At 63.4% G+C, this 26,650-nt stretch carries 24 protein-coding genes and 1 pseudogene; 8 read left to right on the plus strand and 17 right to left on the minus strand.

What is annotated here, in order from left to right; genetic code table 11:
• The first annotated feature begins 94 nt into the window (after nucleotides 1–94).
• Together R2669_RS14110 and R2669_RS14115 are read left to right on the plus strand one after the other, a co-directional pair.
• Entirely contained in the window at nucleotides 95–529 is a 435-nt protein-coding gene (locus R2669_RS14110) for a PaaI family thioesterase (RefSeq protein WP_316900711.1), read from the plus strand.
• A gap of 21 nt (nucleotides 530–550) precedes the next feature.
• On the plus strand, nucleotides 551–1,150 hold the full coding sequence (locus tag R2669_RS14115; protein WP_316900713.1) for a hydrolase: 600 nt from the start codon (nucleotides 551–553) through the stop codon (nucleotides 1,148–1,150).
• Between the two features lie 4 nt (nucleotides 1,151–1,154).
• Here the strand turns inward: R2669_RS14115 and R2669_RS14120 are convergent, their stop codons facing one another.
• Nucleotides 1,155–2,000, minus strand: a complete 846-nt coding sequence (locus R2669_RS14120) for a helix-turn-helix transcriptional regulator (protein ID WP_316875274.1) — start codon at nucleotides 1,998–2,000, stop codon at nucleotides 1,155–1,157.
• 124 nt (nucleotides 2,001–2,124) lie between these two features.
• On the opposite strand from R2669_RS14120, the gene R2669_RS14125 reads away from it, so the two are divergent.
• Together R2669_RS14125 and R2669_RS14130 are read left to right on the plus strand one after the other, a co-directional pair.
• Nucleotides 2,125–3,591: an MFS transporter gene (locus tag R2669_RS14125; protein ID WP_316900714.1), complete on the plus strand. Its 1,467-nt coding sequence runs from the start codon at nucleotides 2,125–2,127 to the stop codon at nucleotides 3,589–3,591.
• Between the two features lie 134 nt (nucleotides 3,592–3,725).
• Nucleotides 3,726–4,505 (plus strand): aquaporin, encoded by a 780-nt coding sequence (locus tag R2669_RS14130; RefSeq protein ID WP_316900716.1) that lies wholly within the window; start codon nucleotides 3,726–3,728, stop codon nucleotides 4,503–4,505.
• 9 nt (nucleotides 4,506–4,514) lie between these two features.
• On the opposite strand, the gene R2669_RS14135 is transcribed toward R2669_RS14130, so the two are convergent.
• From R2669_RS14135 to R2669_RS14200, 14 genes and pseudogenes are all read right to left on the minus strand, one after another.
• Nucleotides 4,515–5,162, minus strand: coding sequence for a response regulator (locus tag R2669_RS14135; RefSeq protein ID WP_147218691.1), 648 nt, complete (start codon nucleotides 5,160–5,162; stop codon nucleotides 4,515–4,517).
• A gap of 242 nt (nucleotides 5,163–5,404) precedes the next feature.
• Complete coding sequence (locus R2669_RS14140; RefSeq protein ID WP_316889056.1) at nucleotides 5,405–6,619, minus strand: EAL domain-containing response regulator; 1,215 nt, start codon at nucleotides 6,617–6,619, stop codon at nucleotides 5,405–5,407.
• Between the two features lie 940 nt (nucleotides 6,620–7,559).
• On the minus strand, nucleotides 7,560–8,366 hold the full coding sequence (locus R2669_RS14145; RefSeq protein ID WP_316889058.1) for a MetQ/NlpA family ABC transporter substrate-binding protein: 807 nt from the start codon (nucleotides 8,364–8,366) through the stop codon (nucleotides 7,560–7,562).
• A gap of 136 nt (nucleotides 8,367–8,502) precedes the next feature.
• Nucleotides 8,503–11,319: a sensor histidine kinase KdpD gene (locus R2669_RS14150; RefSeq protein WP_316900718.1), complete on the minus strand. Its 2,817-nt coding sequence runs from the start codon at nucleotides 11,317–11,319 to the stop codon at nucleotides 8,503–8,505.
• A gap of 639 nt (nucleotides 11,320–11,958) precedes the next feature.
• A complete protein-coding gene (gene kdpC, locus R2669_RS14155) occupies nucleotides 11,959–12,582 on the minus strand; it encodes a potassium-transporting ATPase subunit KdpC (RefSeq protein WP_316900720.1) in 624 nt (207 codons plus the stop codon).
• Nucleotides 12,583–12,597: 15 nt separating this feature from the next.
• On the minus strand, nucleotides 12,598–14,823 hold the full coding sequence (kdpB, locus tag R2669_RS14160) for a potassium-transporting ATPase subunit KdpB (protein WP_316900723.1): 2,226 nt from the start codon (nucleotides 14,821–14,823) through the stop codon (nucleotides 12,598–12,600).
• Between the two features lie 40 nt (nucleotides 14,824–14,863).
• Nucleotides 14,864–16,636 carry a potassium-transporting ATPase subunit KdpA gene (kdpA, locus tag R2669_RS14165; protein WP_316900724.1) on the minus strand — a complete coding sequence of 591 codons (1,773 nt, stop codon included), beginning with the start codon at nucleotides 16,634–16,636 and terminating at the stop codon, nucleotides 14,864–14,866.
• Nucleotides 16,637–16,655: 19 nt separating this feature from the next.
• Nucleotides 16,656–16,745 (minus strand): K(+)-transporting ATPase subunit F, encoded by a 90-nt coding sequence (gene kdpF / locus R2669_RS14170; RefSeq protein ID WP_004628487.1) that lies wholly within the window; start codon nucleotides 16,743–16,745, stop codon nucleotides 16,656–16,658.
• The gene (locus R2669_RS14175; protein WP_004628489.1) at nucleotides 16,742–16,867 is read right to left on the minus strand and encodes a hypothetical protein; all 126 of its coding nucleotides are present in this window, start codon (nucleotides 16,865–16,867) and stop codon (nucleotides 16,742–16,744) included. The genes kdpF and R2669_RS14175 overlap by 4 nt, the downstream gene beginning before the upstream one ends.
• 31 nt (nucleotides 16,868–16,898) lie before the next feature.
• Nucleotides 16,899–17,696, minus strand: a complete 798-nt coding sequence (locus R2669_RS14180; RefSeq protein ID WP_316900726.1) for a TorF family putative porin — start codon at nucleotides 17,694–17,696, stop codon at nucleotides 16,899–16,901.
• Nucleotides 17,697–18,083: 387 nt separating this feature from the next.
• Nucleotides 18,084–18,482, minus strand: coding sequence for a hypothetical protein (locus R2669_RS14185; RefSeq protein ID WP_147216765.1), 399 nt, complete (start codon nucleotides 18,480–18,482; stop codon nucleotides 18,084–18,086).
• A gap of 103 nt (nucleotides 18,483–18,585) precedes the next feature.
• A pseudogene (locus R2669_RS14190) lies at nucleotides 18,586–18,768 on the minus strand (toxin-antitoxin system HicB family antitoxin); the annotation flags it as partial.
• Nucleotides 18,769–18,814: 46 nt separating this feature from the next.
• Nucleotides 18,815–19,345 (minus strand): YqhG/Tai3 family protein, encoded by a 531-nt coding sequence (locus R2669_RS14195; protein WP_147216767.1) that lies wholly within the window; start codon nucleotides 19,343–19,345, stop codon nucleotides 18,815–18,817.
• A gap of 482 nt (nucleotides 19,346–19,827) precedes the next feature.
• A complete protein-coding gene (locus R2669_RS14200; protein WP_147216769.1) occupies nucleotides 19,828–20,343 on the minus strand; it encodes a hypothetical protein in 516 nt (171 codons plus the stop codon).
• Between the two features lie 798 nt (nucleotides 20,344–21,141).
• On the opposite strand from R2669_RS14200, the gene R2669_RS14205 reads away from it, so the two are divergent.
• The 4 genes from R2669_RS14205 to R2669_RS14220 all read left to right on the plus strand — a co-directional run bounded on the left by R2669_RS14205 (nucleotide 21,142) and on the right by R2669_RS14220 (nucleotide 23,072).
• On the plus strand, nucleotides 21,142–21,507 hold the full coding sequence (locus R2669_RS14205; RefSeq protein WP_316900730.1) for a hypothetical protein: 366 nt from the start codon (nucleotides 21,142–21,144) through the stop codon (nucleotides 21,505–21,507).
• Between the two features lie 338 nt (nucleotides 21,508–21,845).
• Nucleotides 21,846–22,109 carry a DUF2933 domain-containing protein gene (locus tag R2669_RS14210; RefSeq protein WP_147215665.1) on the plus strand — a complete coding sequence of 88 codons (264 nt, stop codon included), beginning with the start codon at nucleotides 21,846–21,848 and terminating at the stop codon, nucleotides 22,107–22,109.
• Complete coding sequence (locus R2669_RS14215) at nucleotides 22,109–22,780, plus strand: methyltransferase family protein (protein ID WP_316900731.1); 672 nt, start codon at nucleotides 22,109–22,111, stop codon at nucleotides 22,778–22,780. The genes R2669_RS14210 and R2669_RS14215 overlap by 1 nt, the downstream gene beginning before the upstream one ends.
• Before the next feature lie 28 nt (nucleotides 22,781–22,808).
• Nucleotides 22,809–23,072 (plus strand): DUF5676 family membrane protein, encoded by a 264-nt coding sequence (locus R2669_RS14220; protein WP_104564768.1) that lies wholly within the window; start codon nucleotides 22,809–22,811, stop codon nucleotides 23,070–23,072.
• A 42-nt stretch (nucleotides 23,073–23,114) separates the two neighbouring features.
• Here the strand turns inward: R2669_RS14220 and R2669_RS14225 are convergent, their stop codons facing one another.
• Both R2669_RS14225 and R2669_RS14230 read right to left on the minus strand, forming a co-directional pair.
• Complete coding sequence (locus R2669_RS14225) at nucleotides 23,115–25,355, minus strand: copper-transporting P-type ATPase (protein WP_316900732.1); 2,241 nt, start codon at nucleotides 25,353–25,355, stop codon at nucleotides 23,115–23,117.
• A 156-nt stretch (nucleotides 25,356–25,511) separates the two neighbouring features.
• On the minus strand, nucleotides 25,512–25,985 hold the full coding sequence (locus R2669_RS14230) for a hypothetical protein (protein ID WP_316889084.1): 474 nt from the start codon (nucleotides 25,983–25,985) through the stop codon (nucleotides 25,512–25,514).
• Nucleotides 25,986–26,650 lie beyond the last annotated feature (665 nt).

Here is a 26,650-nt window from a genome sequence, read left to right on the forward strand (position 1 = left end):
TGTTGCGCTGGGCAGTGCAACGCATTGCAGCCATGGCAATCGGCCTCGCGGTAGAGTGTCGAGTCGCCCCATCTCAACTCCACCGATCCCTCCCATGCATCCGTCCCAAATGACCGGCCTGCAATTGCTGCAGGCCATGTCGCACGGCGAGCTGCCGCGCGCGTCCATCAGCGAAACCATCCCGATGACGATGGATTCCATCGAAGCGGGCACCGTGCACTTCACTGCCCAGGCCGACAAGCGCCACCTCAATCCGCTTGGCGGTGTGCACGGCGGCTTTGCGGCGACGGTGCTCGATTCCGTAACAGGCTGCGCCGTGCATTCGATGCTGGAAGCGGGCGTCGGCTACGGCACGGTCGACCTGAACGTGAAGATGGTGAAGGCCGTGCCGGTGGATACACCGCTGGTGGCCCTTGGGCGCGTGCTGCATGTCTCGCGCACGATCGGCGTGTCGGAGGGCACGCTCAAGACACAGGACGGCACATTGCTGGCGCATGCCACGGCAACGTGCGTCATCCGCCGTCCGTAAATCGAATTGACTGGAGCACTGATGTCTGAACCGCTGCAAACCCTCTCTGCCCTGTCTGCGAAGACCACCGCGCTGGTGCTGATCGACCTGCAACGCGGCATCCTGCCGTTCGCGCAAGGGCCGCATACGGCCGAGCAGGTATTGGGCGCGTCCGCCAGGCTCGCCAGGCGCTTTCGCGAGCTGGGGGCGCCCGTGGTGCTGGTGCGCGTAGGTTGGGCGGCCGACTACGCCGACGCGCCGCGCCAGCCCGTCGACCGCCCCACGCCCACACAGCCCGGCGGCCTGCCGGCGCAATGGTGGGAACAGCCCGCCGAGCTGGAAGTCGCAGCCACCGATATCCAGATCACCAAGCGCCAGTGGGGCGCGTTCTACGGCACCGAACTGGATCTGCAGCTGCGCCGTCGCGGCATCACCACAATCGTGCTGGGCGGCATCTCGACGCATGTGGGCGTGGAATCGACCGCGCGCGCCGCGTGGGAGCACGGCTACGCGCTGGTGCTGGCCGAAGATGCGATGAGTTCGAACGATGCGGCGATGCATCGTTCGTCGGTGGAAAACGTGTTCCCGCGACTGGGCCGCGTGCGCGACACCGACACCATCCTGGCAGCGCTGACGGCCTGAACGTTCAAGCGCCGTCCTCGACCGGCACGTACAGCACCATGCGCAGGCGCGGGTCTTCCATCACCGGCAGGCCGATGTAGTCGTAGCGGACGACCTTGCCGCCGGGCGTGCGGATCAGCTTGTGCTCCGCGCGCTGGGCGCGCACTTCGTGCTGGCGCCACCAGGTATCGAACTCGCGGCTGCTGGTGCGCAGCCGGTCGACCAGCGCCACGAGCACCGGGTCGTCTGCGTGCGGGTCGTACACCGCGCGAAACTTTGCCAGCATGCGGCGCGCCTCGTTTTCCCACTCGACAAAACGCTCGCGCGCATTGGCGTACAGAAACATGTAGACCAGGGAGTTGCGGTCTTCCGCCGGCATCGTGCCGAAATCCATGAAGAGCTGCGAGGTCGCCTCGTTCCAGCACAGCAGCTCGGTGCGGTAGCTGCGCACGTGAGCGGGCAGGACCATGCCGGCAACGGCGCGGCGCAAGACGTCGGGCACCGCTTCGGCGGGTGGGCGCCCCGCCGGTCCAGCTGCGGCGCCCGTCAAGACCGATTCCGCGCGCGCCAGACCACGCATGTGCGCGCGTTCATCCGCAGACAGCTTCAGCGCCCGCCCGATCGCTTCGATGGTCGCCACCGAGGGCCGCACGTCGCGCCCCTGCTCGATGCGCACATACCAATCGATGCTGATGTTGGCGAGCTGCGCGACTTCTTCCCGGCGCAGCCCGGCGGTGCGGCGGCGCCCGCTGCCCTCGGGCAGCCCCACATCCTGCGGACGCAGATGGCTGCGGCGGCTGCGCAGGAATTCGCCCAGCTCGTTGCGCGGCGCGGCAGGGAAGGGGGCAAGGTCGGCGGTGAAATCGTCCATGGCGGTATTACACACGCTGGCATGTGCAAGTGGGAGGGACAAGCTAATCCTAGGTTAATCCTAGCTCTGCATCGAATCGGCTCGCGCACCTACGCTGCGTTCACCTCTCTTTCCGGAGCCGATCGTGACCCACGTTTCTTCTGCTTCTTCCGTATCCGAACCGCGCCGCTGGCTCGCCTTCGGTGTGATGGTGACGGCGCAATTCATGTTCATCGTCGATGCGTTCATTGCCAATGTGGCCATCCCGAGCATCCGCACGAGCCTGCATGCCACGCCCGCACAACTGGAGGCCGTGCTGGCGGTGTACCAGCTTGGCTACGCGATTCTGCTCATTACCGGCGGCCGTCTGGGCGATCTGTTCGGCCGCAGGCGCGTGTTCCTGCTGGGCCTCGTCGCCTTTACCGCCACTTCGGCCGGCTGCGGGCTGGCGGGCAGTGCTGCGGCGCTGATTGCATGGCGTTTTGCGCAAGGCCTGTCGGCCGCGATGATGGTGCCGCAAGTGCTGGCGAGCGTGCAGGCGCTCTTTGCCGGCGCCGAGCGTGACCGGGCGCTGTCGATCTTCGGCTTGGTGATGGGCACGGGCGGCGCGGCCGGGCTGCTGGTAGGCGGCGCACTCACCAGCGCAGACATCGCCGGGTTGGGCTGGCGTTCGGCCTTCCTGATCAACGTGCCTGTCGGTTTGACGGCCGCGCTGCTCGGCTGGCGCTGGATTCCACGCCCGAGCGCCGACGCGGCAAAGGTGCATCTCGATACCGCCGGCGTGGCGTGGATGGCCGTCAGCGTGGCGGCCGTGCTGGTACCGCTGCTGTTCGGCCGTGAACTGCACTGGCCGGTGTGGACGCTGGCACTGCTTGCCCTGGGCGTGCTGGGCATGGCGACATTCCAGCAGCTCGAGGCCCGGGTCGACCGCGCCGGCGGTACGCCGCTGCTGCCGCCCACCTTGCTGCAGCATCGCGCCTTCATGACGGGGATGACCGCATCAGCGCTGCACTACATCGGGATGATGGCGTTCTTCCTCGTGCTGACGCTGTATCTGCAGAACGGGCGGCAGCTGTCTGCGGTGCGCATGGGCGTTGCCATCCTGCCGCTGGCCATCACCTTTCTCATCACGTCGCGGGTGGCGAATGCGCTGGTGCGGCGCCATGGCGTCCGCGCGTTGTTGTCGGGCCTTGGGCTGATGGCGCTGGGGCTGGTGGCGCTGCTGTCGGGTTTCGGCACGGCGTGGGCGCACCCCGCCACGCCGAGCATGGCGCGCATCGGCATTGCGGTGGCGCTGTACGGCGCAGGGCAAGGCCTGGTCGTCGTCCCGCTCATCGGCCTGGTGCTGACCGGCGTGGCACGTACGCAGGCCGGCGCAGCGGCTGGGCTGCTGATTACGGCGCAGCAATTGGCGGGCGCCCTGGGCGTCGCCTGCATCGGCGGGCTGTATTTCACCTTTGCCGCTGGCGGCGGTGCCATCGGCATGGCGCACGGCACGATGGCGGGATGCATCGCCATGTTGGCGGCGCTCGGCGCGGCTGCGGTGGGTTTCGCGCGGCTCGGGGCGCAGCAACGGCAACTGGCGTCCGCCGGCGCGGCCAGCCCGGCCTGAGCTGCACCCTCACATCACTTCCACGATTCGATACCCGGGCGCGCGACACAAGCGCGCCCGGGTGCATTGATCGGCCCCGGCGGACATTCCACACTCCCGCGCGATGCGCTTGGCATCGCCCGCCTTCTTTCCGCATGGCCACTGTTTCCCACCTTCGCACCGCGGCCTCGGCCCCGTCCGCCGCTCCATCGCTGGCCCGCCGCATCGTCGCGGAGGCGCTCGGTACGGCCTTGCTGATTGCGGTGGTCATCGGCACGGGCATCCACGCAAGCCGGCTCTCCGGTGGCGATGCCACGTGGACGCTGCTGGCGCAGTCGCTCGCTGGCGGCGCCGGTCTGCTGGCGCTGCTGACGGTGTTCGCGCCAGTGTCGGGGGCGCACCTGAACCCGGCGGTCACGCTGTCGGCGTTGCTGCGGGGCGGTCTGCGGGGGCATGAGGCGCTGGCCTATCTGGCTGCACAGGCCATGGGCGCCGTGCTCGGTGTGGCCGCCGCGCACGCCATGTTCGGCATGCCGGCGTGGGCGCCGGGCACGCATGCCGCCACCGGGCCCGCATTGTGGTGGAGCGAAGCACTGGCAACGTTCGGGCTGATCGGCGCGGGCATCGCATGCGGGCGTCACGCGCCGAAGCAATTGCCGCTGGTGGTGGCTGCCTATATCGCGGCGGGGTACTGGTTCACGTCGTCGTCATCGGTGGCCAATCCGGCGCTGGCCCTTGCCTGCGCGCTGACCGACGGCCCCTACGGCATCCGCCCCGGCGATGTCCCTGGCTACATGCTGGCGCAGCTGGTCGGCGCGCTGCTGGCAACGCCGTTGTTCAACTGGCTGATGAGTGTGGACCCGGCACCCGCGCAGGCATCTGGCACCGCCATCGCAGCGGCGCAAGCCGTGCCGATGCATCGCCCGGCCAGCTGAGGCTGGCGCTCAGCCGCGCGCGATCAGCCCGCTGGCGCGGGCGTATTGAAAGAGGTCGATCTCGCGCGCCAAGCCCAGCTTGCGCAGCGCCATGGCCTTCTGCGTGCTGACAGTCTTCACGCTCGAACCGAGCATGAGCGCAATGTCGGACACGGCTGTGCCAGCCGCATACAGGCGAAGCACTTCGCGCTCGCGTGCGCTCAGCCGCTCGGACGCATCCCGTTCGTTGGACCCGAGACCCGTGTCTTCCAGGATGCGCGGGCTGTCATAGCGCACGCCGCGCGCGGCCGCCATGACGGCGTGCCCGGCATGCACGAAATCATCGTTCTTGCTGACGATGCCTGCCACGCCAATCTGCCGCATGGCGCGCAGCAGCGCCGGGTTGTGGACCATCGTGCAGACGACGATGCCGCACCTGGGATGCTGCTTGCGCAGGCGCGCCAGCAGTTGCATGCCGTCGAAGGCCGGTTCGCCACCGAGGTTGTAGTCCGTCACGATGACGTTGCAGTCGACGGACGTAAGCACCTGCATCAGCTCGCGCCCATCGTGTGCCTGTGCGACGACCTGCTGCTGTGGAAACTGCCCAATGGCCGCCGCCAGCCCCATGAGGATCACCGGATGATCGTCCGCCAGCACGATCGAGAGGACAGGGCACATGTGCACGCCGTCAGGCCAGGCGCGTCGCCGGGGAAGACTTGGCCGGCGTGACGAGCAACAGGATGGGAGAGATCGGAGCCGTCATGGAAGTCAGGAGCGCCGCGGAAAGGAGCCGGTACCTTACTCACCGGATATGCCCTTCGGGATCAGACTTTTCTTACTTTGGCGCCGCGTAACCTTTCGGGGCAGAAGCTGTTTCTATCTGGGTTGAGAGAAACTGAATGACCCTGCAGCGTTCGCGCTTACGCAGCCGCCTGCACGTGCGCAAGAAACGCGGTGACAGACAGCGGGGCCGCCCACAGATAGCCCTGCCCGGTGGCACAACCCAGCGCGCGCAGCGTCTGGCGCTGCGCTTCGGTTTCCACCCCTTCGGCAATGCACTCGAGATGCAGCGTGCGCGCCAGCTCGATCATCGTGCGGCAGATCACGCCGCGCTGGCTGGTCTGGTCTACCGCGGCCGTAAATGAGCGGTCGATTTTCAGAATGGTGAAGGGCAGATCGGCCAGCAGCTTGAGCGTGGCAATGCCCACGCCAAAATCGTCGATGGCCAGCGGATGGCCCAGCAGGCGCAAGCGGTTGAGCGCGATGGTGAGCTGCGCCGCGTCGTGCACGGGCGAGTCTTCCGTCAGCTCGATCGCGATGGCAGCGGGCGCAATGCGCGCCTCGCGCACGATGGCTTCGATGCGGTCGACGGTGCCGGCCCGGCTCAGCGTCTGCGCAGACGCATTCACGCCAATCGAAACGGGATATGCATGCGCGGCCAGCGCGTGCTGCACGCGCACGCAATGCTCCAACACATGGAAGAACAGGCCATCAGCCAGCCCCAGCGCCTCCAGGCGCGGCACGAACGCGGCAGGCGACACGCGCCCGTGCACCGGGTGCATCCAGCGGCAGAGCGCCTCGGCGCCCGCAATCTGGTTGCTGGCCAGATCGTGCTGCGGCTGGAAGACGACTTCGATCTGCTCGGGCGTTTCGTGGATGAGCGCGGCCAGCTCGTCGTCGGAAAACTGCGGCAAGCCAGCCGTTGCGGCAGGCGGCCGGTCTCGCTCCCGGGCGGCGGCTTCTTCGAGCAGCGGCAGCACGTGTGCCGGGCGCAGCGGCTTCTGCACGCCGTGGGTGCGCGTCAGCCCGATCGCATCGGCCAGGCTGACGTGCGACTCCACGATCGGCGCATCCAACCCGCTGACCCACGCCCACACGGGCGCCTGCCGCGGAAAGACGCGGCCGCCGCGCAGGTGCATCTGCTCCATCAGTTCGGGGCCGTTCATGCCGGGCATGTCGATGTCGCACAGCACGAGATCGACGTGGCAGAGCTGAAGGAGGTAGAGCGCCTCGCGGCCGTCGCAGGCCGTCAGGATCTGCTGCACGCCCAGCGTATGGAGCAGTTGCCGGGCCGCGGCCCGTTGCACCGGATGGTCGTCCACCACCAGCACGGCGAGTTGCGCGAAACCTTCCATCGGCCAATCCTTGTTGTTGTAGGGATGGGGGCGAGGCGCATCGCTTGCGCTGTGTGACGCCGCCGTCAGCCGCCATTGAAGCACCGGCCGGCGGCCTTGTCAGGCGAAGTCCGTGCGCGGCGTCGGAAAAAACAAAGCCCGCGCAGCTTTTCAACTGCGCGGGCCTTGAGCGATTCCCCCAACCTTTTGAGCTTCCGGCGCCGGTGTCGACGGCGTCGGGATGGAGGAAATCGTGCCCGAAAAAAATGAAGCCCGCAACAGGGGCGGGCTCAAAAGGGGGGGAGTGCTCTCTAAAGAGAGAGCAAGGTGAAGTTTAGTGAAGGGAGGGCAGTCAGACTGTCCGGGGTTGGCCGAAAGGCTTGTAGGACAAAAACTGACGATATTTCGCGATGTTAGCCACACAAAGCAGGCGGTTGCGCGCACATTCGCGGCGGCGGCGTGATTCAAACAGCGCTTCGGCTCTTTTCCGCCGACATGCGCGTCAGTCGTTGAAGTGAGACTCGAAGCGCACGATTGAAAATTCCTCGCTCGTTGCTAGCGGGCAACGCCGCCGAGCAAAACGCGCAGAAAAATTGAGAATTCAGGGTAGCCGGAACCGGCTGAGATGCAAGGCGACCAGAAGAACAGAAAAAGCCGCGCGCCAAAGAAAAAAGCCCGAGCACCAGGTGCTCGGGCCACAATCCACCAAGGAGGGTGGAGGAGACAGTTCCTACTATAGCGAATCGTTTGTTGCGTTGCAATAACGTAGAACTACTTAATGTAACGAGAGGCTACAAGCGTTGCCGCGGCGCCACGTGTGACGAAAACGATTGCATCTGTCACACGATGACGCATCGCAACAAAACGCTGTGGCACAGCGGAAACCCGCTCCGGCTTCCGAGAGGCCACATCTCAACATCGCCGCATCCGCGAAAGTAACCGCTGACTTAGCGTCCGCTGCTTAAAACGCCGGCAGGATGGCGCCCTTGAACTGCGTGTCGATGAACTTGCGCACGTCTTCCGATTGATAGGCGTGCACCAGCGTCTTCACCCACGGCTGGTTCTTGTCTTTTTCACGCACGGCGATCAGGTTGGCGTACGGACCCTGGCGATCTTCCAGTGCGATGGCGTCCTTGGCCGGCGTCAGGCCGTTCTTGACCGCGTAGTCGGTGTTGATCGACGCGGCGTCCAAATCATCCAGCGAGCGCGGCAGTTGCGCCGAATCCAGCTCGATCAGCTTGATCTTCTTCGGGTTCTCCACCACGTCACGCGGTGTCGCATTGTTGCCGTTCGTGCCGGCGCCCGCCTTGAGCTTGATCACGCCCGCCTTCTGCAGCAGAAGCAGCGCACGGTTGCCGTTGGACGGATCGTTCTGGATGCCAACCTTGGCGCCCTCCTTGAGCTGCGCGAGCGACTTGATCTTCTTCGAGTAAAAGCCCATCGGCGCCACGTAGGTCAGACCCACGTTGACGATCTTGTAGCCGCGCGCCTTGATCTGGCTGTCGAGGAAGGGCTGATGCTGGAAACCGTTGGCGTCCAGGTCACCCGAATCGAGCGCGGGGTTGGGCTGGGCGTAGTCGTTGAACTCGATGATCTTGACGTCCAGGCCGTCCTTCTTGGCGACCTTCTGAACGACTTCCCAGATTTGCGCATCGGGGCCGCTCATGGTGCCGAGCTTGATCTGCTTGGTGTCGGCGTTGGCGGCAGTGGCAACGGCAAAGGCGATGGCCGGTACGGCCACGCGCGCAAGGCGGGAGAACAGAGACATGGAGAAACCTCGTGGATCTTGTCGTGAATGAAATCGCCCGCGGGTAGCGGGCGTGTGACGTGATCCTGTCATAGCGGCGACCGTAACCGAACGACTTTTTCGGCATGTCCATATGCCCTGCAACGGTGCAATCAGGCTAGGCGATGGGCTCGGCGTCCTCCACAGGCGGCGGCTCGGCGGCGGACAGGGCGACGACGAAGCACGCGCCGCCATCGGCCGGCGCCTCCACCCAGATGCGGCCGTGATGCGCGCTGACGATCGCCTCGCACACCGCCAGGCCCAGGCCGACGCCGGTGGTGGCCGATTCCTTTTCGCCGCGGGTGAATTTCTCGAAGATGGTGCGCACCGATCCGGCGGGCACACCCGGCCCGTGGTCGCGCACACGCAGGCGCAGTTCGTCGCCGCGTGCTACGTCATGGACGAGTTCGCCCGAGACGCGGACCTCGGTACCGGCCGGCGCAAACTTGCCCGCGTTCTCCAGCAGGTTCGACAGCACGCGCTCCATCAACGGCCCATCGCAGCGAATGAGCGGCAGCGCCGCAAGGTTATCCACAACGACGCGATGATCGGGCAACGGAATCGTCTGCAGTGCCGCGCCGACAAGCTCCTCGATCGATTGCCACTCGAGCCGCAGCTTGACGTCCTGGTTCTGCAGGCGCGCCATGTCGAGCAGGTTGGTGACCATCGTGCGCATGCGCTGCGCCTGCTGGCCGATGGCGGCTGCAGCTTCGGCCTGCAGCGGGGGCAAGGGCGGCTGCGCGCGCAGCAGCGTCTCGGCCATCCCCACCAGGCCCGTGAGCGGCGTGCGCAAGTCGTGCGACACGGCGGCCAGCAGCGAATTGCGCAGCCGCTCCGATTCAATCCGCACCAGCGCATCGCGGGCCACTTCCACGTAATGCACACGCTCGATGGCGATGGCGATGAGCGTGGCGCAGGCGTCGATCTGGCGGCGGTTGTCGGGCTGGGCGAGCACCTGGAAGGTTTCGGGCTCCACGGCGAGCACACCGCGAATCGCCATCGGCGCCTTCAGGGGCAGATACAGCACCGAGCCCGACGGCAGCGTATGCGTGCCCGTACCGGCAGGCTGGCCATGCTGATACGTCCAATCGGCCAGCACGCGGTCGAGGTTCGGCATGCCGGACGGCGCATCGGTGCTGCCTTCCGGCTTGGCAATCTGCGGTGCGCCCAGCCGCCCATCGAGCCCGACGAAGAAGAACGCACAGCGCCCGCCAAACGTTGCGTTGACGAAGCGCCCGCCGATGCTGACGATCTGGTCCAGCGTGAGCGCGGCGGACAACTCCCGCGCGGCCTCATACAGCGCATGTGCCGACGCCTCGCGCTGCACCGCCACCTCGGCTTGTTCACGCAGGCCCGCCGTCAACTGGCCCACCAGCATGCCCACGGCCAGCATCACCGCAAAGGTCAGCAGGTACTGCACGTCGCTCACGGCAAAGGAAAAACGTGGCGGCACGAAAAAGAAATCGAACAGCGCCACCGACAGCACCGACGCCAGCGCCGCCGGCCCGCGCCCATGGCGCATCGCCACCGCCACCACGGCCGCCAGGAAGACCATGACGATGTTGGCCAGATCGAACACCGGCCGCACGAGGCTGGACAGCGCCGCCGCCACGCCCACATACACGCACGCGGCCACGTACGCCGGCTTGAGCCAGCCGGCCTGCGCATCGGCAGCACGCTGCGCCTCGCTGCGCACGTCAGCACGGCCGATATCTGCAGCACGCGGCGGGAGTTGGATATGCGCCGGGTCCGCCGCCGTGCGGATCACGTCGACCTCGGGGCAATGCCGCGCCAGCGCTTCGGCAAAGTCACCGCTCGGCAGCCGGCGCTCCAGCCCGATCGCCAATCGCAGGGCCACGACAATGGCCCGCGCCGATCGCCAGCGCTTCTCCGGGGGCCGCCCGATCACCGCCTTGGTGATGTTGTGGCGGCGGATATAACCGGTGATCGCCTCGACGGCGTTGGTGCCGGCCAGCGTCTCCACCTTGGCACCGGCGTCTTCAGCCAGCTTGAGCAGGGCATGCAAACGCTCGGTGCGCGCATCGGCGGCGCGCAGATGCGGCATCACCACGGCCACGGCATGCCAGTCGCACTCCAGCTGCGCGGCCAGGCGTGCAGCGCTGCGGATCACCTGTTCGCTATCGCCCTGCGGGTCCAGGCACGCGACGACGGTTTCGCGCGTGCGCCAGACGTTTTCAATGCGACGCGCGCGGCGATAGGCCTGCACGTCGTCGTCGACGCGATCGGCGGTGCGGCGCAGGGCGAGTTCGCGCAGCGCAATGAGGTTGCCCTTGCGGAAGAAATTGCGCGCGGCGTGCTGCGCCTGCTCGGGCATGTAGACCTTGCCCTCGGCCAGGCGGCGCAGCAGTTCATCGGCGGGCAGGTCGACGAGGATGACTTCGTTGGCCGCATCGAACACCGCATCCGGCACGGTTTCCCACACGCGGATGCCGGTGATGCTGCCGACGGCCTCGTTCAGGCTGTCGAGATGCTGGACGTTGACGGTGGTCCAGACGTCGATGCCGGCGGCGAGCAGGTCTTCAATGTCCTGCCAGCGCTTGGGGTGGCGCGAGCCTGCCACGTTGGAGTGGGCAAGCTCGTCGACGAGGATCAGCGCGGGCCGGCGCGCCAGTGCGGCATCCAGATCGAACTCGGGCAACGTGCGGCCTTTGTATTCGACTTGGCGGGTGGGGAGGTGCTCAAGGTCTGCGACCAGCGCGGCGGTTTCGGCGCGGCCGTGGGTTTCGACCAGGCCGATGATGGCGTCGATGCCGGCGGCGCGGGCGGCCTTTGCTGCGGCCAGCATCGCGTAGGTTTTGCCTACACCGGCCGAGGCGCCGAAATAAATGCGGAGTTTGCCGCGGGCGGACTGTTCTTGGCCGGATTGGAGTTCGGCTAAGAGTTGGTCGGGGTTGGGGCGCGCGGCTTCTGGCATGTTGTGTATTTTGGGTGCTTTTTGTTTTGTGGTGCATCCCTTGTTTCATCCCCTGCCGGGGCTGACTCACTTTCTTTGTCTTGCCAAAGAAAGTAAGCAAAGAAAGGCGCGCCCGAGATGGCGAAAGATTCCTTGAATTTCCGTAACCGGGCGGAGACGGGAAAAACTCGCTGCGCTCAGACAGTTTCCCGTCTTTTTTCCGCCCGCTTACGAAAATTCAAGGCGCCATCTAGGGCAGGGTACGGCCACACCATCGAAGCACCACCGCAGTAGGGCGTAAGCGACAAGACGCGAAGCAAAGCGAGCGAACCAGTGGAGTGCGAGCGAAGCGAAGCAGCACCCCGCAACAAACGGAACTCCGACAAGGCACGCATACCACCGTTTTGGCCGTGGACGTTCCTGCCCTAGATGGCGCCTTGGATTTTTGTTGCGGGGAGGATAAAGAGGGGAGGCCTGTCTGAGCGCAGCGAGTTTGCCTCCCCTCCCTCCCCGCGACATAAATCCAAGGGGAAGTCGCCATCTCGGGCGCGCCTTTCTTTTGCTTACTTTTCTTTGGCAAGACAAAGAAAAGTGAGTCGGTCCCGGCAGGGAACGAAAGGGAGGTGGACCACCAACACATAACCCAGTGGTCCACAAACCTCACCTCAAACCATCCAACGCCAAATTCAGTTCCAACACATTCACCCTAGCCTCCCCAAACACCCCAAGCACCGGCCCCTTGGTGTTCTCAGCCACAGCCTTCTTCACCAGGTCAGCGGAGAGATGCCGCGCCCGCGCAACACGCTCCACCTGATACGCCGCAGCAGCCGGACTGATCTCCGGGTCCAGCCCACTCGCAGAAGCCGTCACAAGATCAGCAGGAATCGGCGCGGCATTCCCAGGGTCCGCTTCCTTGAGCGCCGCAATGCGCGCCTTCGCCGCCTCCGTCAACGCCGGGTTGCTCGGCCCAAGGTTGGAGCCACCAGAAGCCTGCGCGTTATACGGATTCGGCGCAGTCGCCGAGATCCGCCCCCAGAAATACTCCGGCGACTCAAAGTTCTGCCCGATCAACGAAGACCCGACCGCCTTGCCGCCACGCTCGATGATCGAGCCCCCGGCCTGCGCCGGAAACAGCGCCTTGCCCACGCCCGTCACCACCACCGGATACAGCCCCCCCGTAATGAGCGACAGCCCGACGAACACCACCAGCGCCGCACGCACCAGCCCACCTTGTTGCGGCACATCGGCCTGAACAGGTTGACGCGTTTGAGTTGTGGTTGCCATGAATGCACTCCTTCCTTAAACCCAGCCCATTGCGGCCAGGAACATGTCGATGATCTTGATGCCCGGGAAGGGCAGAAGCAGGCCCCCCAGGCCGTAGATCAAGAGATTGCGGCGCAGCAGCGCGGCGGCTCCCAGCGCGCGGTACTTCACGCCTTTCAATGCCAGCGGAATCAGGAACACGATGATCAGCGCGTTGAAGATCACGGCGCTCATCACGGCGGATGCCGGCGTTGCCAGGTGCATCACGTTCAGTGCGGCGAGCTGCGGATACGTCGTCGCAAACGCGGCCGGGATGATGGCGAAATACTTCGCCACATCGTTGGCGATCGAGAACGTGGTGAGCGAGCCGCGCGTCATCAGCATCTGCTTGCCGATCTCGACAATCTGGATCAGCTTGGTCGGGCTGGAATCCAGGTCGACCATGTTGCCGGCCTCCTTGGCGGCCTGCGTGCCGCTGTTCATGGCGACAGCCACGTCGGCCTGTGCCAGCGCGGGGGCATCGTTGGTGCCGTCACCGGTCATGGCAACGAGGCGGCCTTGTGCCTGCTGCTCGCGGATGAGCGCGAGCTTGGTCTCGGGCGTGGCTTCGGCAATGAAGTCGTCGACGCCGGCTTCGGCTGCGATGGACGCGGCGGTCAGGCGGTTGTCGCCGGTGATCATCACCGTCTTGATGCCCATCTGGCGCAGCTCGGCAAAGCGCTCGCGAATGCCGGCTTTCACGATGTCCTTCAGTTCCACCACGCCGAGCACGCGGTCGTTGTCGGACACCACCAGCGGCGTACCGCCCGCGCGTGCCACGTCATCCACAGCCGTCGACACCGCATCGGGAAACTTGCCGGCCAGCAGCGTCACATGCGTGCGGATCGCATCGGCCGCGCCCTTGCGGATCTGGCGGGCGTCACCGGCATGCGAGACGTTGATACCGCTCATGCGCGTTTGCGCAGAGAAGGCGACGTACACCGGTTGCGTCTTCGCCAGCGCCGCTTCATCGATGGATGCCTCGCCCAGATTGCGCGCGAGCGTGACGATGCTGCGGCCTTCCGGCGTTTCATCGGCCAGCGACGACAGCCATGCGGCCTCGGCCAACTGCTTGGCCGTCACGCCCGGCGCGGGAATGAAGCGCGAAGCCTGGCGGTTGCCGTGCGTGATCGTGCCGGTCTTGTCGAGCAGCAGCACATCCACGTCACCGGCCGCCTCTACGGCGCGGCCCGAGGTGGCGATCACGTTGGCCTGCATCATGCGGCTCATGCCCGCCACGCCAATGGCGGAGAGCAGACCGCCGATGGTGGTCGGAATCAGACACACCAGCAGCGCGACGAGCACGGTGATCGTGATCGGCGAGCCCGCCTTCATCGCCTCCACCGAGAAGATCGAGTACGGCAGCAGCGTGACGGTCGCCAGCATCAGGATGATGGTCAGGCTCACCAGCAGGATCGTCAGCGCCAGCTCATTGGGCGTCTTCTGGCGCTTGGCGCCTTCCACCATCGAGATCATCCGATCAAGGAAGCTCTCGCCGGGGTTGGCGGTGATGCGCACGATGATCCAGTCCGACAGCACGCGCGTGCCGCCGGTCACGGACGAGAAATCCCCGCCCGATTCGCGGATGACCGGCGCCGATTCGCCGGTGATGGCACTTTCGTCCACCGAGGCCACGCCTTCGATGACTTCACCGTCGCCGGGCACCATGTCGCCGGCTTCGATGAGCACGATGTCGCCACGGCGCAGCGCGGTGGCGGCGCGCGCTTCCACGCGATCTCTGCGGTGCGGGTCTGCCAACACCTTGGCCTGCACCGTGGTCTTGATGCCGCGCAGCGATGCGGCCTGCTGCTTGCTGCGGCCTTCGGCCAGCGCTTCGGCAAAGTTGGCGAACAACACCGTGAACCACAGCCACACCGACACGGCGAGGATGAAGCCCGCCGGCGCTTCGGCCTGGCCGCGCAGCGCCATCACCCACAGGATCGTGGTGAGGATGCTGCCGACGTAGACGACAAACATCACCGGGTTCTTGGCCTGCGCGCGCGGCGACAGCTTGCGGAAGCTGTCGACAATGGCGGGCTTGACCAGCGCCGACGAGAACATCGACAGCTTGCGCACATCCTTGGCGGACAGCGTGGTATGCGTCGTATGCGTGCTGCGTGCCTGCGGCTCGGCGGCTGCAGCAGTACCAGTACCGGCGCTCGGCTCAAGCTTGTGCTTGACCGTACGCACAGCCGGTTCGGATTCGGGATAACGGATAGCCATAAGGCACCTGTTGATATGGGGTAGACGACTCGCCGTGCGCTTAGCGTGCGAGGTGTTCTGCAATGGGGCCGAGGGCCAACGCTGGGATGTACGTGAGCGCGCCCACCAGCAACACCGAGCCGATCAGCAGCACCACAAACAGCGGCCCATGGGTGGGCAGCGTGCCGGCGGTCACGGGCAGGCGCTTCTTGGCGGCAAACGTGCCTGCCATCGCCAGCACCGGCACGATGATCCAGAAGCGGCCCAGCCACATCGCAATGCCTAGGGCCACGTTGTAGAACGGCGTGTTGGCAGACAGGCCCGCAAACGCGCTGCCGTTGTTGTTGGCGGCGGACGAGAAGGCGTACAGCACTTCAGAGAAGCCGTGCGTGCCGGGGTTGAAGATGCCCGCCTTGCCCTGCGTGACCACCACGGCGATGGCCGTGCCCACCAGCACCAGCAGCGGCGTGACGAGGATGGCGATCGACGTCATCTTCATCTCGAACACCTCGATCTTCTTGCCGAGGTATTCCGGCGTGCGGCCGATCATCAGGCCCGCAATGAACACGGCCAGGATGGCGTACACCAGCATGCCGTACAGGCCCGAGCCGACACCGCCAAACACCACTTCGCCCAGCTGCATCAGGAACATCGGCACGAAGCCGCCCAGCGCGGTCAGCGAGTCATGCATGGCATTCACCGCCCCGCACGACGCTGCCGTGGTGATGGTGGCAAACAGCGACGAGGCCACGATGCCGAAGCGCGTTTCCTTGCCTTCCATGTTGCCCACGGCCTGGTCGATGCCAAGGTTGGAAAGCATCGGGTTGGCGTGCAGCTCCGCCCATGCCAGGAAGACGGCCAGCACGGCAAACAGCACCGTCATCGCCGCCAGCACGGCCCAGCCTTGCCGGCCATCACCCACCATGCCGCCAAACGTAAAGCACAGCGCCGCCGGGATGATGAAGATCGCCAGCATCTGCACGAAGTTCGTCAGCGCGTTGGGGTTCTCGTACGGGTGTGCGGAGTTGGCGTTGAAGAAGCCGCCACCGTTCGTGCCGAGCATCTTGATCGCCTCCTGCGACGCGACCGGGCCCATCGGCAGGGTCTGCGTTTGCGTGGTGGCTTTCTCGGTAACGGGGTTGCCTTGGGCATCCTTGAGCGGGTTGCCCTGCGCGTCCATCTTCGGGTTGTCGTACGTGGTGGCGGTGACGGTGGTCACCTCCTTGTAGCCATCGAAGTTCTGGATCACGCCCTGGCTCACGAAGAACACCGAGACCAGAATCGACAGCGGCAGCAGCACGTAGACCGTCGCGCGCGTGAAGTCGACCCAGAAGTTGCCGATGGTGTTGGCCGAGTGGCGTGCAAAGCCGCGGATGAGCGCAATCACCACCGCAATGCCGGTGGCCGCAGACAGGAAGTTCTGCACCGCCAGGCCCAGCATCTGCGTGAGATAGCTCATCGTGCTTTCGCCCGAATAGCCTTGCCAGTTGGTGTTGCTCACAAAGCTGATGGCCGTGTTGAAGGACGAATCCGGCGTAATGGCACCAAAGCCCTGCGGGTTGAGCGGCAGCCACTGCTGCGCGCGTTGCAACGCATACACCGCCAGCGCGCCCAGCACGTTGACGACGATGACGGCCAGCGCATAGCGCTTCCAGCCCATCTCGGCCTGCGGGTTGACGCCGGCCACGCGGTAGAACAATCGCTCGATGGGGCCGAGCCAGTGCGCGCGCGACGGTTTGTCGCCAAACACGCCGGTCATATACGCGCCCAGCGGTTTGGCCAGAACCAGCAGCACGACCAGATAGATCGCCAGCTGGAGGAGGAACGCATTCATGGTGTGCCTCGCAGTGTTGTTAGAAGCGTTCGGGCCACAGCAGGGCCACAAACAAGTAGACGAGCAGAACCACCGTGATGGCCCCGGACAGCACATAGAGCCAGGTCATTGCTGTTTCTCCATCGCGTGCGTGGTCGGTTGGTCTTTGGTGGCAAGCCGGCCGGAGAGGGCGAGCAAGCCGCCCACTGCCAGGGCCAGCACCGCAAGGCCGGCGAGATAAACGAGGTCCATATGCGCTCCCCTTTCCTTCAGGTCGTGTTGGTCAGAACGTCTTGGTCACCGCCAGCAGCGCGGTGGCCTTGCCCATGTAGTTGCCGCGCGTGTTGGTGTACGCGGCGCGCGCAGCGTTGGTGTCGATGTACGCAAGCGATGCCGTCCAACCGCTGCCGAAGTCTTTCGTCACGCCCACCTTCCAGTCGGCATACGAGGTGCGCACCGCCTGATGCGGCACCTGCTGGTAGCCCACGTGCAGGTTCAGCGTGAGGCCCCAGAAACCGGTGTCGAAGTTGCCCGACAGATCGAAGTACTGGCTGTGGTGGCTATCTGCAAAACCGAACAGGTTGGAGAACGCATGCGAGTACTTGAACGAGACCGGCCCGTAGCCGATCTGTGCATAACCTTCGGTGGTGTGCGGACGGGTGTAGCCGTCGGGGTAGCTGCCCGGGTAGTAGTACTGCAGCACGCCCACATCAATGGGCACGTCCTTCATCAGCTCGGTCTTGTAGCCGCCGTAGAAATCCATCTCGATGGGGGCGGAGACGTTGGGGTTGGAATCCCCCAGCCAACTGATCGACGAGTTCCAGTTGCCCACGTAGAAGCCGTTGGGCAGCGCGTAATCCACACCGCCCTGGATGGCGGGCTTGTTGTTGGTCTGCATGAGACCGCGATAGCGGTATTGGCTGGCCAGCGTGACATTGGCCGTCAACGGACTGGCGGGTGCTGCGGCCGGGGCCGGCGCAGCGTCAGTGGACTGCGCAAAAGCGGCCGCGCTCGACAGTGCTACGGCACAGAAGACAACGCCACCCATGACGGTGGCGTGCAAAGAAACCTTGGCTTGCATGGACCTTTCCCTTGTTGTTTTAGGTGCCGCCCGGCCCGGCGCAGGTGCGCGTCAACGGGGCCGGATGCGGCGTGCAAGCAGGCTCCCGTCACAGGGCCTGCGTGCAGTGCAACAGTAGGGAAAGGGGGGTAAAAACGGGGTAAAGGTTGGGGGGAGGGGTGTAAACGCCGTATAAAAACCGGCTTGCTACATGCGAGGCGCTTGACGGGGCAGCGAGGTGTTGTAGGTCCAACCCCGCGCCTGTGTCAGATGTTGGGAGAATGGAAGAAGTGCCGTGTTGTGACGTTGCCCGGTTCCACTCGCGCGCTCGCACTAATCAACAACACAACGACAAGCGCGCTGCTAAAACAGACGCCCTAAAAGTGACTGGGCTTTTGCTCTGAATGTTCACTCTTCTGACTTTGTAGCGAACACGCCTTTTTTGCCCGCCGAGCCCGGCGTATATGTGACGAACGAGTTGTCTTTTGCCGTTTCCATATGCAGCCGCCCGCAAGCAGTGCATTCATACGCCGTCCGTCTCAACGCTATGAACTGTCCATGGATGTGGTCATGGAGCAGATTGCCATGGTCCAGTCCGAGAGCTATGTACTCCTCGGAGTAGCCCCGATCGAGCAGCCAGCGGTGCACCTCCCCTTGTTCGACTGCCGTCACATAGCTCTGAATTTCGCCGACGAACCAGTCGGAGAACGGCTCGCAATCTACGTCCTTTAGGAAAGCGGCCTTGTACGGTAGAGACGACGTGTTATCCCGAATGGTGTTGCCACACGTGCATAGCAATTTGCTCATGACACCAACGTAATCTTGAGAATGGACACCAGATGATAGGGCCGGGCGACAGTCTTTCCAAACGACTATCCGCTCAAGTTAGCCAATCTAAGTTGGCTGGGAGGACTTTCTCGCCATTCGCCTCCATGTCGCCCACCGCTTCTGCAACAATCCTCCGGATACCGGCGAGTGCACCCTCCGGCGTGGCAGCGAGCCACGATAGCGACGGAAATTCTGCGCAGAGGCCAACGTGTTCCCCATCTTCGGGGTACCACGTCACCCGGTAAGTGAACTGGTCTTGCGTCATGACTTCGCTCCTGAATCAAAAGAGCCGCACGAGGCGGCTCCCTTTGTCAGTTACCCGGTGATGAATAGGGCAGCATGTCATCGACTTTGATGATCTTCCACCCATCATGTCGTTTGGTGAAAAACACGAGAACGGTGACCTCGCTACGCGAGCCAAAACTCACAGGCACGACAACAGCCTCGCTGAACGTGAGCGGCCGGCCTGGCTTGATATGAGCGAGCCAATCACGTTCGTCGTAGTCCTGCGCCTTCAGAAAGTAGTCCGCACCGCCAGGAAGTTGGTCTCGCCTGTAGTCTCTGCGCAGGCTCTCAACCGTAGACGCGTCAACGTAGCGACCAATCTCGCGATCTAGAAGCGGGAACACCTGGTTCACCTGCTTGTTGATGTACCAGACATAGAACTGTTTCGCTTGCAGACCAAGAGAAGTCAGCGCGTCAGCATAGGACGCGCACGAGAATGCCATTAGAAAACCGGCAAGCCAAAATGACAGTGTTTTTTTCATCCTTGCCTCAATGACGTCGATACAGTTTGTACGGCGGCTTTTGCGTTCGATACGCTTGGCCGGGATAAAACCCATTGTTCTGGACAAAGTCTGATACCCAGCTTGATCCGTCAAACATGGCCATATGGCCGTGGGGGTGCCCGGGGATGGGTTGGATCACGATCACATCTCCTCGACGAGGCGACGAAGCGTCGTCCAGTTCGATGAACCCGGCCTGACGCAAGGGAAACCCATAGTCCTTTGCCGAACGTGTTGGCGTCACACTGACTCCTCCTGCTTCAATCGCCTTTCGAACATACTTTGCACAGTTCCCAGTGCTTTGGCTTTGTGCATGCTGTCGAACGTGATTGGCCGCTGCATTACTGTCCCACATAGTTTCCTCGCATTCAGTTGATTGGAAATATCTTTCCCAAGATATATCCGAGAATGCTAGGTCTTAAAGCGTAGTTTAATGATTGAGATTTGTTTCTTATTTATTGGAAGATGTGTTATTCCAATTCAGCGGACTTTCTTCACATCGGACTCGTACCAAGCCCCTCCGCATCATCCAAGCACGTCTACGATAATTCCGCCTGCTGCTCCTCATCCGACGATCTTTCATCAGCTCTGCCAGCTTCGTCGTCCTTTCGCTTTGCTCCCCGACTAAACCGCACCGCCAGCGCCTTGCGCGCCGCGTCCAACCCTTCTCCCTGACCCGCCACCTTGAGGAACGCATACCCCTCCAACGTGGCGCTCATCACATCGCTGCCCAGCGCCAACTGCGAATCCGCCATGCGTTCGTGAATGCGCGCCACGCGCATGAGGCGGCTGCGTAGCTGATCGAAGCCCGCCAGATCGCGGCGCAGTTCGGCAAGGTCGAAATTGCCAGGTAGCAGGTTGGGATTGGTGTTCAGCACCTCCACGGCCTTGCGCGCGAAGGCTTCGGACTTGTCGCCCATCTTCACCAGCGTTCGGCGCTGCACCGGGGTGAGGTCGATCAGGCTGGCGAGCCGGTCTTCCAGCGTCTTCAGGGCGCCGTCCACGGCGGCCAAGTCAGCTGAAGTGAGCTGATACGAAATCAAGTTCTGCGGCATTTCACTCCTCGCAAGTCAATTGTCAGTGCCGTGCCATCTAGGGCACAAGGGCGGGAGATTGGCCGCTGCGGCGCGGCTCCGCAATGCCAGAAGGCAGTTTCGGGCGAAGAATCAGAATGATCTGATGCGGCCTTCACAACTCGACACATCGAGCGGCGTTCTCGACGGTCCGAGCTCGGAGCTCGGCGTGCGAGGCTTTGTGCTCGACTGTCCGAGCTCTGAGCTCGGCGTGTGAGGCTTTTTGCTCGGCGGCTCGAGCTCGGAGCTCGGCGCTTGAGGCTTTTTGCTCGGCGGCTCGAGCTCGGAGCTCGGCGTGTGAGGCTTTTTGCTCGGCCGTCCGAGCTCGGAGCTCGGCGTGTGAAGCTTTTTGCTCGGCCGTCCGAGCTCGGAACTCGGCATGTGAGGCTTTTTGCTCGGCTGACCGAGCTCGGAGTCGGCGTGTGAGGCTTTTTGCTCGGCTGACCGAGCTCGGAGTCGGCGTGTGAGGCTTTTTGCTCGACCGCCCGAGCTTGAAGCTCGACGTACGAAAATCAGAATCCGGTGCGTACCCCATCGCTATAATTCCCCCGCTGCCGCACCAACGGCAGCACGGGTTTAGCGATCCGTAACTCTCCGAAGAGGCCGCCGTCACACGCGGCAGGCCTCAGCACACTCGCGCGCTTTCTATGGCGGGCCGGGTGGGGAGACCTTCGGGTCTACCGGTTTTCTCGGAGAGCCGGATCGCTAACCCCATCGTCGGGCCCGCCTCCCTCGTTTAGCGACGAAAGTCAGGCCTTTCACCATCTCCGAGAGGTCCTTATGTCTAGCAGTGAACAGACGGCGCGGAGAATCGCGTCGTATCCCTCCCCGCCAACATCGCCACCCCTAACCGCATCCAACGCAGGCGGACTCACCAAAAACCGCGTCTACCTGAACGGCGCACTCGAGGCGCGGGCGTACCTCAAGCGCATCCGCACTGCCATGTGCACCCACGGCCAATGCCGGCCGGGCATGCTGCTCGAACAGCTGCAACTGTTCTCCGCGCAGTCGTTCCCGCCGCCGTTCGTGAAGGGCTTTGTCGATGCAATTGACGCCTACGTTTCGATGTCGCTTGGGGGCCGCGATGTCGATCCGCAAACGTGGGATGTGCTAGCCGCCATAGAGCGGCGTGGCTACAGCCAATAACAACTGATTGACGCATTCCCGTGACGGGCGGGAATGCCGATGCAGGCGGGGCGTAGTGAGGCGGCTGTCTTCAAAGGACAGAGCCGGGCCGTCCACCCTGCGAGCCTTAATTCAAGCGTTAATTCAAGCGTTAATTCAAGACAACGACGCTATGGCAACTCCGAGGCGGCTGAATCGAATACGGCAGTTATGGCCCGAGCAAGAAGAGCGCCGTTGATTGTCGTATCGCACAAGGGCAAGTCATTGGATCGTGTTGATCCGGGTCAACTCCTCTTTCTGTATCGCGCCAATACTGAAAACGTAGCTTGGTGAGCCCATTGCTCTGGCCGGAGGCGGATATGGAGAACCATGAACATGGGCAACAACGTGACGACGCTGCGCCAGCCATCACGCGTTCGAAGCTTGTACTGGTCGGTTTTCTATTGGTGGTTGCGTACTTCCTGTGGACCGAACATCAGGCGCACGTTATCCAGTTCCTGCCGTTTCTGCTGCTCGCGGCATGTCCGCTGATGCATGTATTCATGCACGGCGGTCACAGCCATCGACATCACGGGCACCCGTCGGCCAAGGCTGACCGCGCCGACGCCCAGGGAGAACAGTGATGCAACACGACAGCACATTTGGGTACGGCCTCTGGTCCTTGGTGTTCATCAACTCCGCCGTCTTCATCATCTTTGCCTTCAGCTTTACGAAGCCTCAAACCTCGCGGGACTGGCGTTCGTTCGGCGCGTTCTCGGCGTTCATCGTTGCGCTGTTCACCGAGATGTATGGGATACCGCTGACGATTTATCTGCTGTATCCATGGCTCACAGCAAAGTTTCCTGGCGTCGACTTTCTTTCGCATGACTCGGGGCATCTGCTGGAAGTCATGTTTGGCTGGCGGGCCAATCCGCATTTTGGCTTGTTCCACATCGTGAGCAACGTCCTCATCTTTGGTGGCTTCATCCTGCTCGCCACGGCATGGCGCGTGCTCTACGTCGCGCAAAGCGCTCACCGACTTGCAACCACGGGAATCTACGCGCGCTTGCGACATCCGCAGTACGTGGCGTTCATTCTCATCATGGCCGGTTTTCTCTTCCAGTGGCCGACCCTGCTGACAGTCGCCATGTTCCCGATTCTCGTGTGGATGTATGTGCGCCTGGCGAAGGCTGAGGAAGCCGAGGCACTGGCCGAGTTCGGGCCCGAATATGAAGCCTATCGGGATCAGACACCCGCATTTTTTCCCCGCCTTGGCGCTGGTGCCCACAACGACAAGGTGCATAGGAAGCTCTGACGTCCGGATATTGAATCAGGAGGCAGCGATGAAGCCGCTCAAAACAGGTGCCACGTTTGGCGTGACGGTCATGCTGTTCTACGCTTTGTGCGCGGTGGTCTGGTATGCGTTTCCAGAGCCGTTCATGCAGTTCATGACGGCGCTATTCCATGGCATCGATTTCCACCCGCTGCAGAGCGGGAAGGCAACGCTTGGGGGCACGGTCTATGCAGATGTCGTCCTTGGTCTCTGGGCCTTTTTTGCGGCGACGTTCTTTGCCTGGCTGAGTGCAAAGCTTCCCTCGGCACATTGAGTGGCTGGGCTCGCCGGGGCAGTGTGGAAACCGCCCCAGTGGCTAGATACTTAGCCGGCGCAGACGAAGCGCGTTGGATACCACCGACACCGAACTCAGGCTCATCGCGAGCGCTGCAATCATGGGGGACAGCAGCAAACCGGTTGTGCTGTAGAGCACCCCGGCGGCGAGCGGCACGCCAAGGGCGTTATAGACGAACGCGAAGCCCAGGTTTTGCTTCATGTTGGCGATGGTTGCCTCGGACAGGTTCCGTGCGCGTGCGATGCCGCGCAGGTCCCCTTTCACGAGCGTGACCTGCGCACTGTTCATGGCGACATCCGTGCCTGTGCCCATGGCAACACCGACATCGGCCTTTGCCAACGCGGGCGCATCGTTGATCCCGTCACCTGCCATGGCGACTGTCCGACCTTCGCTTTGCAGCTTCGTCACAAGCGCCAATTTATCCGCGGGCCTGACTTCTCCATGAAACTCGGCGATGCCCAGCGACTCAGCGACCGCTCTTGCCGTGACCGTGCCATCGCCGGTGGCCATCACCACACGAATGCCTGCGTCCTTCAACTGCGCCAACGCTTCCGCCGTTGTCGATTTAACGGGATCTGACACGGCAAGCAGACCAGCAAGCCTGCCATCTGCGGCCAGGTACATCACGCTCGCGCCTTGGGCGCGTAGCGCGTCTGCGGCGTGGGCCAGCGGAGCTGCATCGACGCGTTCTTGTTCCATCAACACCGTATTACCCAGCGCCAGCTTCTTGCCCGCGACAGCGCCGCGTACGCCGATGCCGCTGCTGGATTCGAAGTTATCCGCCTTGTACAAAGACAGCCCGCGCGCTCTGGCGGCCTCCACAATGGCCGCAGCCAATGGGTGTTCGCTGCCTTGATCCAGGCTGGCCGCCAAGCGCAGCACTTCCACGTCATCAAAACCGTTGGCCCCCACGCTGCGTTCAAAAGCAGGCTTGCCTTCGGTGAGCGTTCCGGTCTTGTCCACCACGAGGGTGTCAACCTTGCGCAGGTTCTCGATGGCGGCGGCATCGCGAAACAAGATGCCGTTCGATGCGCCCTTGCCGCTCGCCACCATGATCGACATTGGTGTGGCAAGCCCCAGCGCACATGGACAGGCGATGATCAGCACGGCGACCGCGTTGATCAGCCCGTACACCCAGCTTGGCTGCGGCCCAAAGAAGCCCCAGGCGAAGAAAGTCAGCACGGCAACGGCCACCACAGCGACAACGAAACCGCCCGCGACCTTGTCCGCCATGCGCTGCATGGGCGCCTTGGAGCGCTGAGCCTGGGCAACCATCTGGACGATCTGCGAGAGGACGGTTTGAGAACCGACTTTCTCAGATTCGATGATCAGGCTGCCTGCTGTGTTCATCGTCGCGCCAATCACGTGGTCACCCACCCGCTTGGTCACGGGGATCGGCTCACCGGTAATCATGGATTCGTCAAGCGAGCTGGTGCCTTCGACCACGATACCGTCGGTGGGCACCTTCTCGCCCGGCCGCACGCGCAGCCGGTCACCAACGTGTACATGGGTCAGCGGTATATCGGCTTCGGTGCCGTCCGCGTTGACGCGCCGGGCCGTCTTGGGGGCCAGACCCAGCAGTGATTTGATGGCGGCAGAAGTTTGCGATCGCGCCTTCAGCTCCAACAGTTGGCCCACCAGCGTGAGAGAGATGATGACCGCCGCCGCCTCGAAGTAGACGCCGATCCGGCCGTGCTCGGTGAACGTCTGGGGAAACAGTCCTGGCGCGACGGTGGCGATCACGCTGTACAGATACGCGGCGCCCGTGCCGAGGCCGATCAGCGTCCACATGTTCGGGCTACGGTGCACGAACGACTGTGCGCACCGCCGGAAGAAGGGATAACCCGCCCACAGCACCACGGGGGTCGACAGGACCAGCTCGACCCAGCTTTGTTGCGAAGCATCCATCCAGCCGTATCGGTGCCCGAACATCGCGAGGATGAACGCTGCAACGGTGAGCGGCAGCGTCCACCAAAAGCGGCGCTGGAAGTCGATAAGTTCCGGGTTCTCTTCTTCGTCCAACTCCGGAATGACGGGCTCCAGCGTCATGCCACAGATCGGGCAATTCCCTGGCCGGTCCTGGCGGATTTCCGGATGCATCGGGCACGTGTAGACGGTGCCTGCTTGGGATTCGGCGGGGGCTGTTGCGGCCCAGCCGTGTTCGTGCGCTGCACCGTGTCCGTCAAGGCGATGACCGGCGTGCGGATCATGCGAGTGAGTGCGATCGTGCTCGGCTGCGTGGATGTGGCGGTGCTCTTCCATGGACATCGGCTCCTATCAGTTCGCCTACTGCCGGACGCACTCACTTAGGCAAGCATCGTGCGTTTTCTCATGCTCAAGAAACGATGAACCCTCCCATTTGGGAGGGTCAACGGTGAGCGTTGCGCCAGCGCCGCACTGCGCGACTCGGCTATCCACCTACTTAGACATCATGCCGCCCATTCCGCCACCCATGCCCATGCCTTGGCCATCCATCATCATCTGCATCATTTCCTGCATCATGGCCGTGTGCCGTTCCATCATCCCCTGACACATCGCCATCTGGCTGGCCTGACTCTTTCCCTTCATTGGCTTCATGTCGCCCGTCTGCCGCATGCCAGCCATCATGTCTTGCATCACTTTCATGCGCTCGTCCATCAACGCTTGACGTTGTTCAGGCGTCTTGGCGGATGCCAAGCGTTCCCTGATGGCACGGAGATGAGCAATTTGGGCATCAAAGTCGGCATTGCTTTGCTGCACAGCCGTTGCAGCCGGTGCTGCGGCTTTCTTCTCTGCGTGAGTATGGTCATGCTCGGCGCTGCTCGAAGGGCCCGCAGCGAGCGCCAGAGAAGTCCACACGCACACGAGCGTGGTCGAGACGGTTGCGATAAGGGTGCGTCGAGTGTTTGCCATGATGACCATCCTTGAGTGTCATTTGCTCCAGATATCACTGCCAATGTAGAAGACGGGTGCGATGCGCCATTGATGCATGTCAAGCCGTCACTGCATACGCCTGCGTGGAGCGCGCGCGAGCGGTCGTTTGTTGCGCTAGCGCCCTGGAATGGGCCTGACGTCAACGCACAGAATCGGAAGTTGGAACGGGCCCCCATCGCTACAATTCGCCCGCTGCTGCAGCAATGGCAGCCGGGTGTAGCAGCCCGTCTCTTTCTCATAGGACGGATAGCCGCTGCCACGCGGCTTTTTTGTCCGGAGCTTGTGCGCGCCTATTGCTTTTACGGCGCGCCGGGCAGGGAGATCTTCGGGTCTACCGGTTTCCTGTGAGGCCGGTCTGCTACCCCTGTCGTCAGGCCCCGCCTCCCTCGCTTAGCGACAAAAGCCGGCCTTTCACCGGCTCTGAGGCGCCTTATGTCTAGCGGTGAACAGGCGGCGCAGTCTCCGGACGGTAGGGAAGCCGCCCCGCGCTATCACTCAACGCGCTCCTCAAACTCACTGAGCCGCCTCATGACAGCGGGGTTGTCTTTGTACCGCCGCTTCAACGCAGCAAGACGCTTGTCTGTGCCAGCACAGTAGATGTCGAAGCTGTCGAGCAGCCTTTCTCGACGCGCAACCTGCTCCGG

Origin of the sequence: Ralstonia edaphi, assembly GCF_958350185.1 — a bacterium.
Classification (GTDB): domain Bacteria; phylum Pseudomonadota; class Gammaproteobacteria; order Burkholderiales; family Burkholderiaceae; genus Ralstonia; species Ralstonia edaphi.

Coding starts and splice junctions, on each gene's coding strand:
- R2669_RS14110 (WP_316900711.1), top strand. CDS start 95: ATGCATCCGTCCCAAATGACCGGCCTGCAATTGCTGCAGGCCATGTCG.
- R2669_RS14115 (WP_316900713.1), top strand. CDS start 551: ATGTCTGAACCGCTGCAAACCCTCTCTGCCCTGTCTGCGAAGACCACC.
- R2669_RS14120 (WP_316875274.1), bottom strand. CDS start 2,000: ATGGACGATTTCACCGCCGACCTTGCCCCCTTCCCTGCCGCGCCGCGC.
- R2669_RS14130 (WP_316900716.1), top strand. CDS start 3,726: ATGGCCACTGTTTCCCACCTTCGCACCGCGGCCTCGGCCCCGTCCGCC.
- R2669_RS14135 (WP_147218691.1), bottom strand. CDS start 5,162: ATGTGCCCTGTCCTCTCGATCGTGCTGGCGGACGATCATCCGGTGATC.
- R2669_RS14140 (WP_316889056.1), bottom strand. CDS start 6,619: ATGGAAGGTTTCGCGCAACTCGCCGTGCTGGTGGTGGACGACCATCCG.
- R2669_RS14145 (WP_316889058.1), bottom strand. CDS start 8,366: ATGTCTCTGTTCTCCCGCCTTGCGCGCGTGGCCGTACCGGCCATCGCC.
- R2669_RS14150 (WP_316900718.1), bottom strand. CDS start 11,319: ATGCCAGAAGCCGCGCGCCCCAACCCCGACCAACTCTTAGCCGAACTC.
- kdpC (WP_316900720.1), bottom strand. CDS start 12,582: ATGGCAACCACAACTCAAACGCGTCAACCTGTTCAGGCCGATGTGCCG.
- kdpB (WP_316900723.1), bottom strand. CDS start 14,823: ATGGCTATCCGTTATCCCGAATCCGAACCGGCTGTGCGTACGGTCAAG.
- kdpA (WP_316900724.1), bottom strand. CDS start 16,636: ATGAATGCGTTCCTCCTCCAGCTGGCGATCTATCTGGTCGTGCTGCTG.
- kdpF (WP_004628487.1), bottom strand. CDS start 16,745: ATGACCTGGCTCTATGTGCTGTCCGGGGCCATCACGGTGGTTCTGCTC.
- R2669_RS14175 (WP_004628489.1), bottom strand. CDS start 16,867: ATGGACCTCGTTTATCTCGCCGGCCTTGCGGTGCTGGCCCTGGCAGTG.
- R2669_RS14180 (WP_316900726.1), bottom strand. CDS start 17,696: ATGCAAGCCAAGGTTTCTTTGCACGCCACCGTCATGGGTGGCGTTGTC.
- R2669_RS14185 (WP_147216765.1), bottom strand. CDS start 18,482: ATGAGCAAATTGCTATGCACGTGTGGCAACACCATTCGGGATAACACG.
- R2669_RS14195 (WP_147216767.1), bottom strand. CDS start 19,345: ATGGGTTTTATCCCGGCCAAGCGTATCGAACGCAAAAGCCGCCGTACA.
- R2669_RS14200 (WP_147216769.1), bottom strand. CDS start 20,343: ATGCCGCAGAACTTGATTTCGTATCAGCTCACTTCAGCTGACTTGGCC.
- R2669_RS14205 (WP_316900730.1), top strand. CDS start 21,142: ATGTCTAGCAGTGAACAGACGGCGCGGAGAATCGCGTCGTATCCCTCC.
- R2669_RS14210 (WP_147215665.1), top strand. CDS start 21,846: ATGGAGAACCATGAACATGGGCAACAACGTGACGACGCTGCGCCAGCC.
- R2669_RS14215 (WP_316900731.1), top strand. CDS start 22,109: ATGCAACACGACAGCACATTTGGGTACGGCCTCTGGTCCTTGGTGTTC.
- R2669_RS14220 (WP_104564768.1), top strand. CDS start 22,809: ATGAAGCCGCTCAAAACAGGTGCCACGTTTGGCGTGACGGTCATGCTG.
- R2669_RS14225 (WP_316900732.1), bottom strand. CDS start 25,355: ATGGAAGAGCACCGCCACATCCACGCAGCCGAGCACGATCGCACTCAC.
- R2669_RS14230 (WP_316889084.1), bottom strand. CDS start 25,985: ATGGCAAACACTCGACGCACCCTTATCGCAACCGTCTCGACCACGCTC.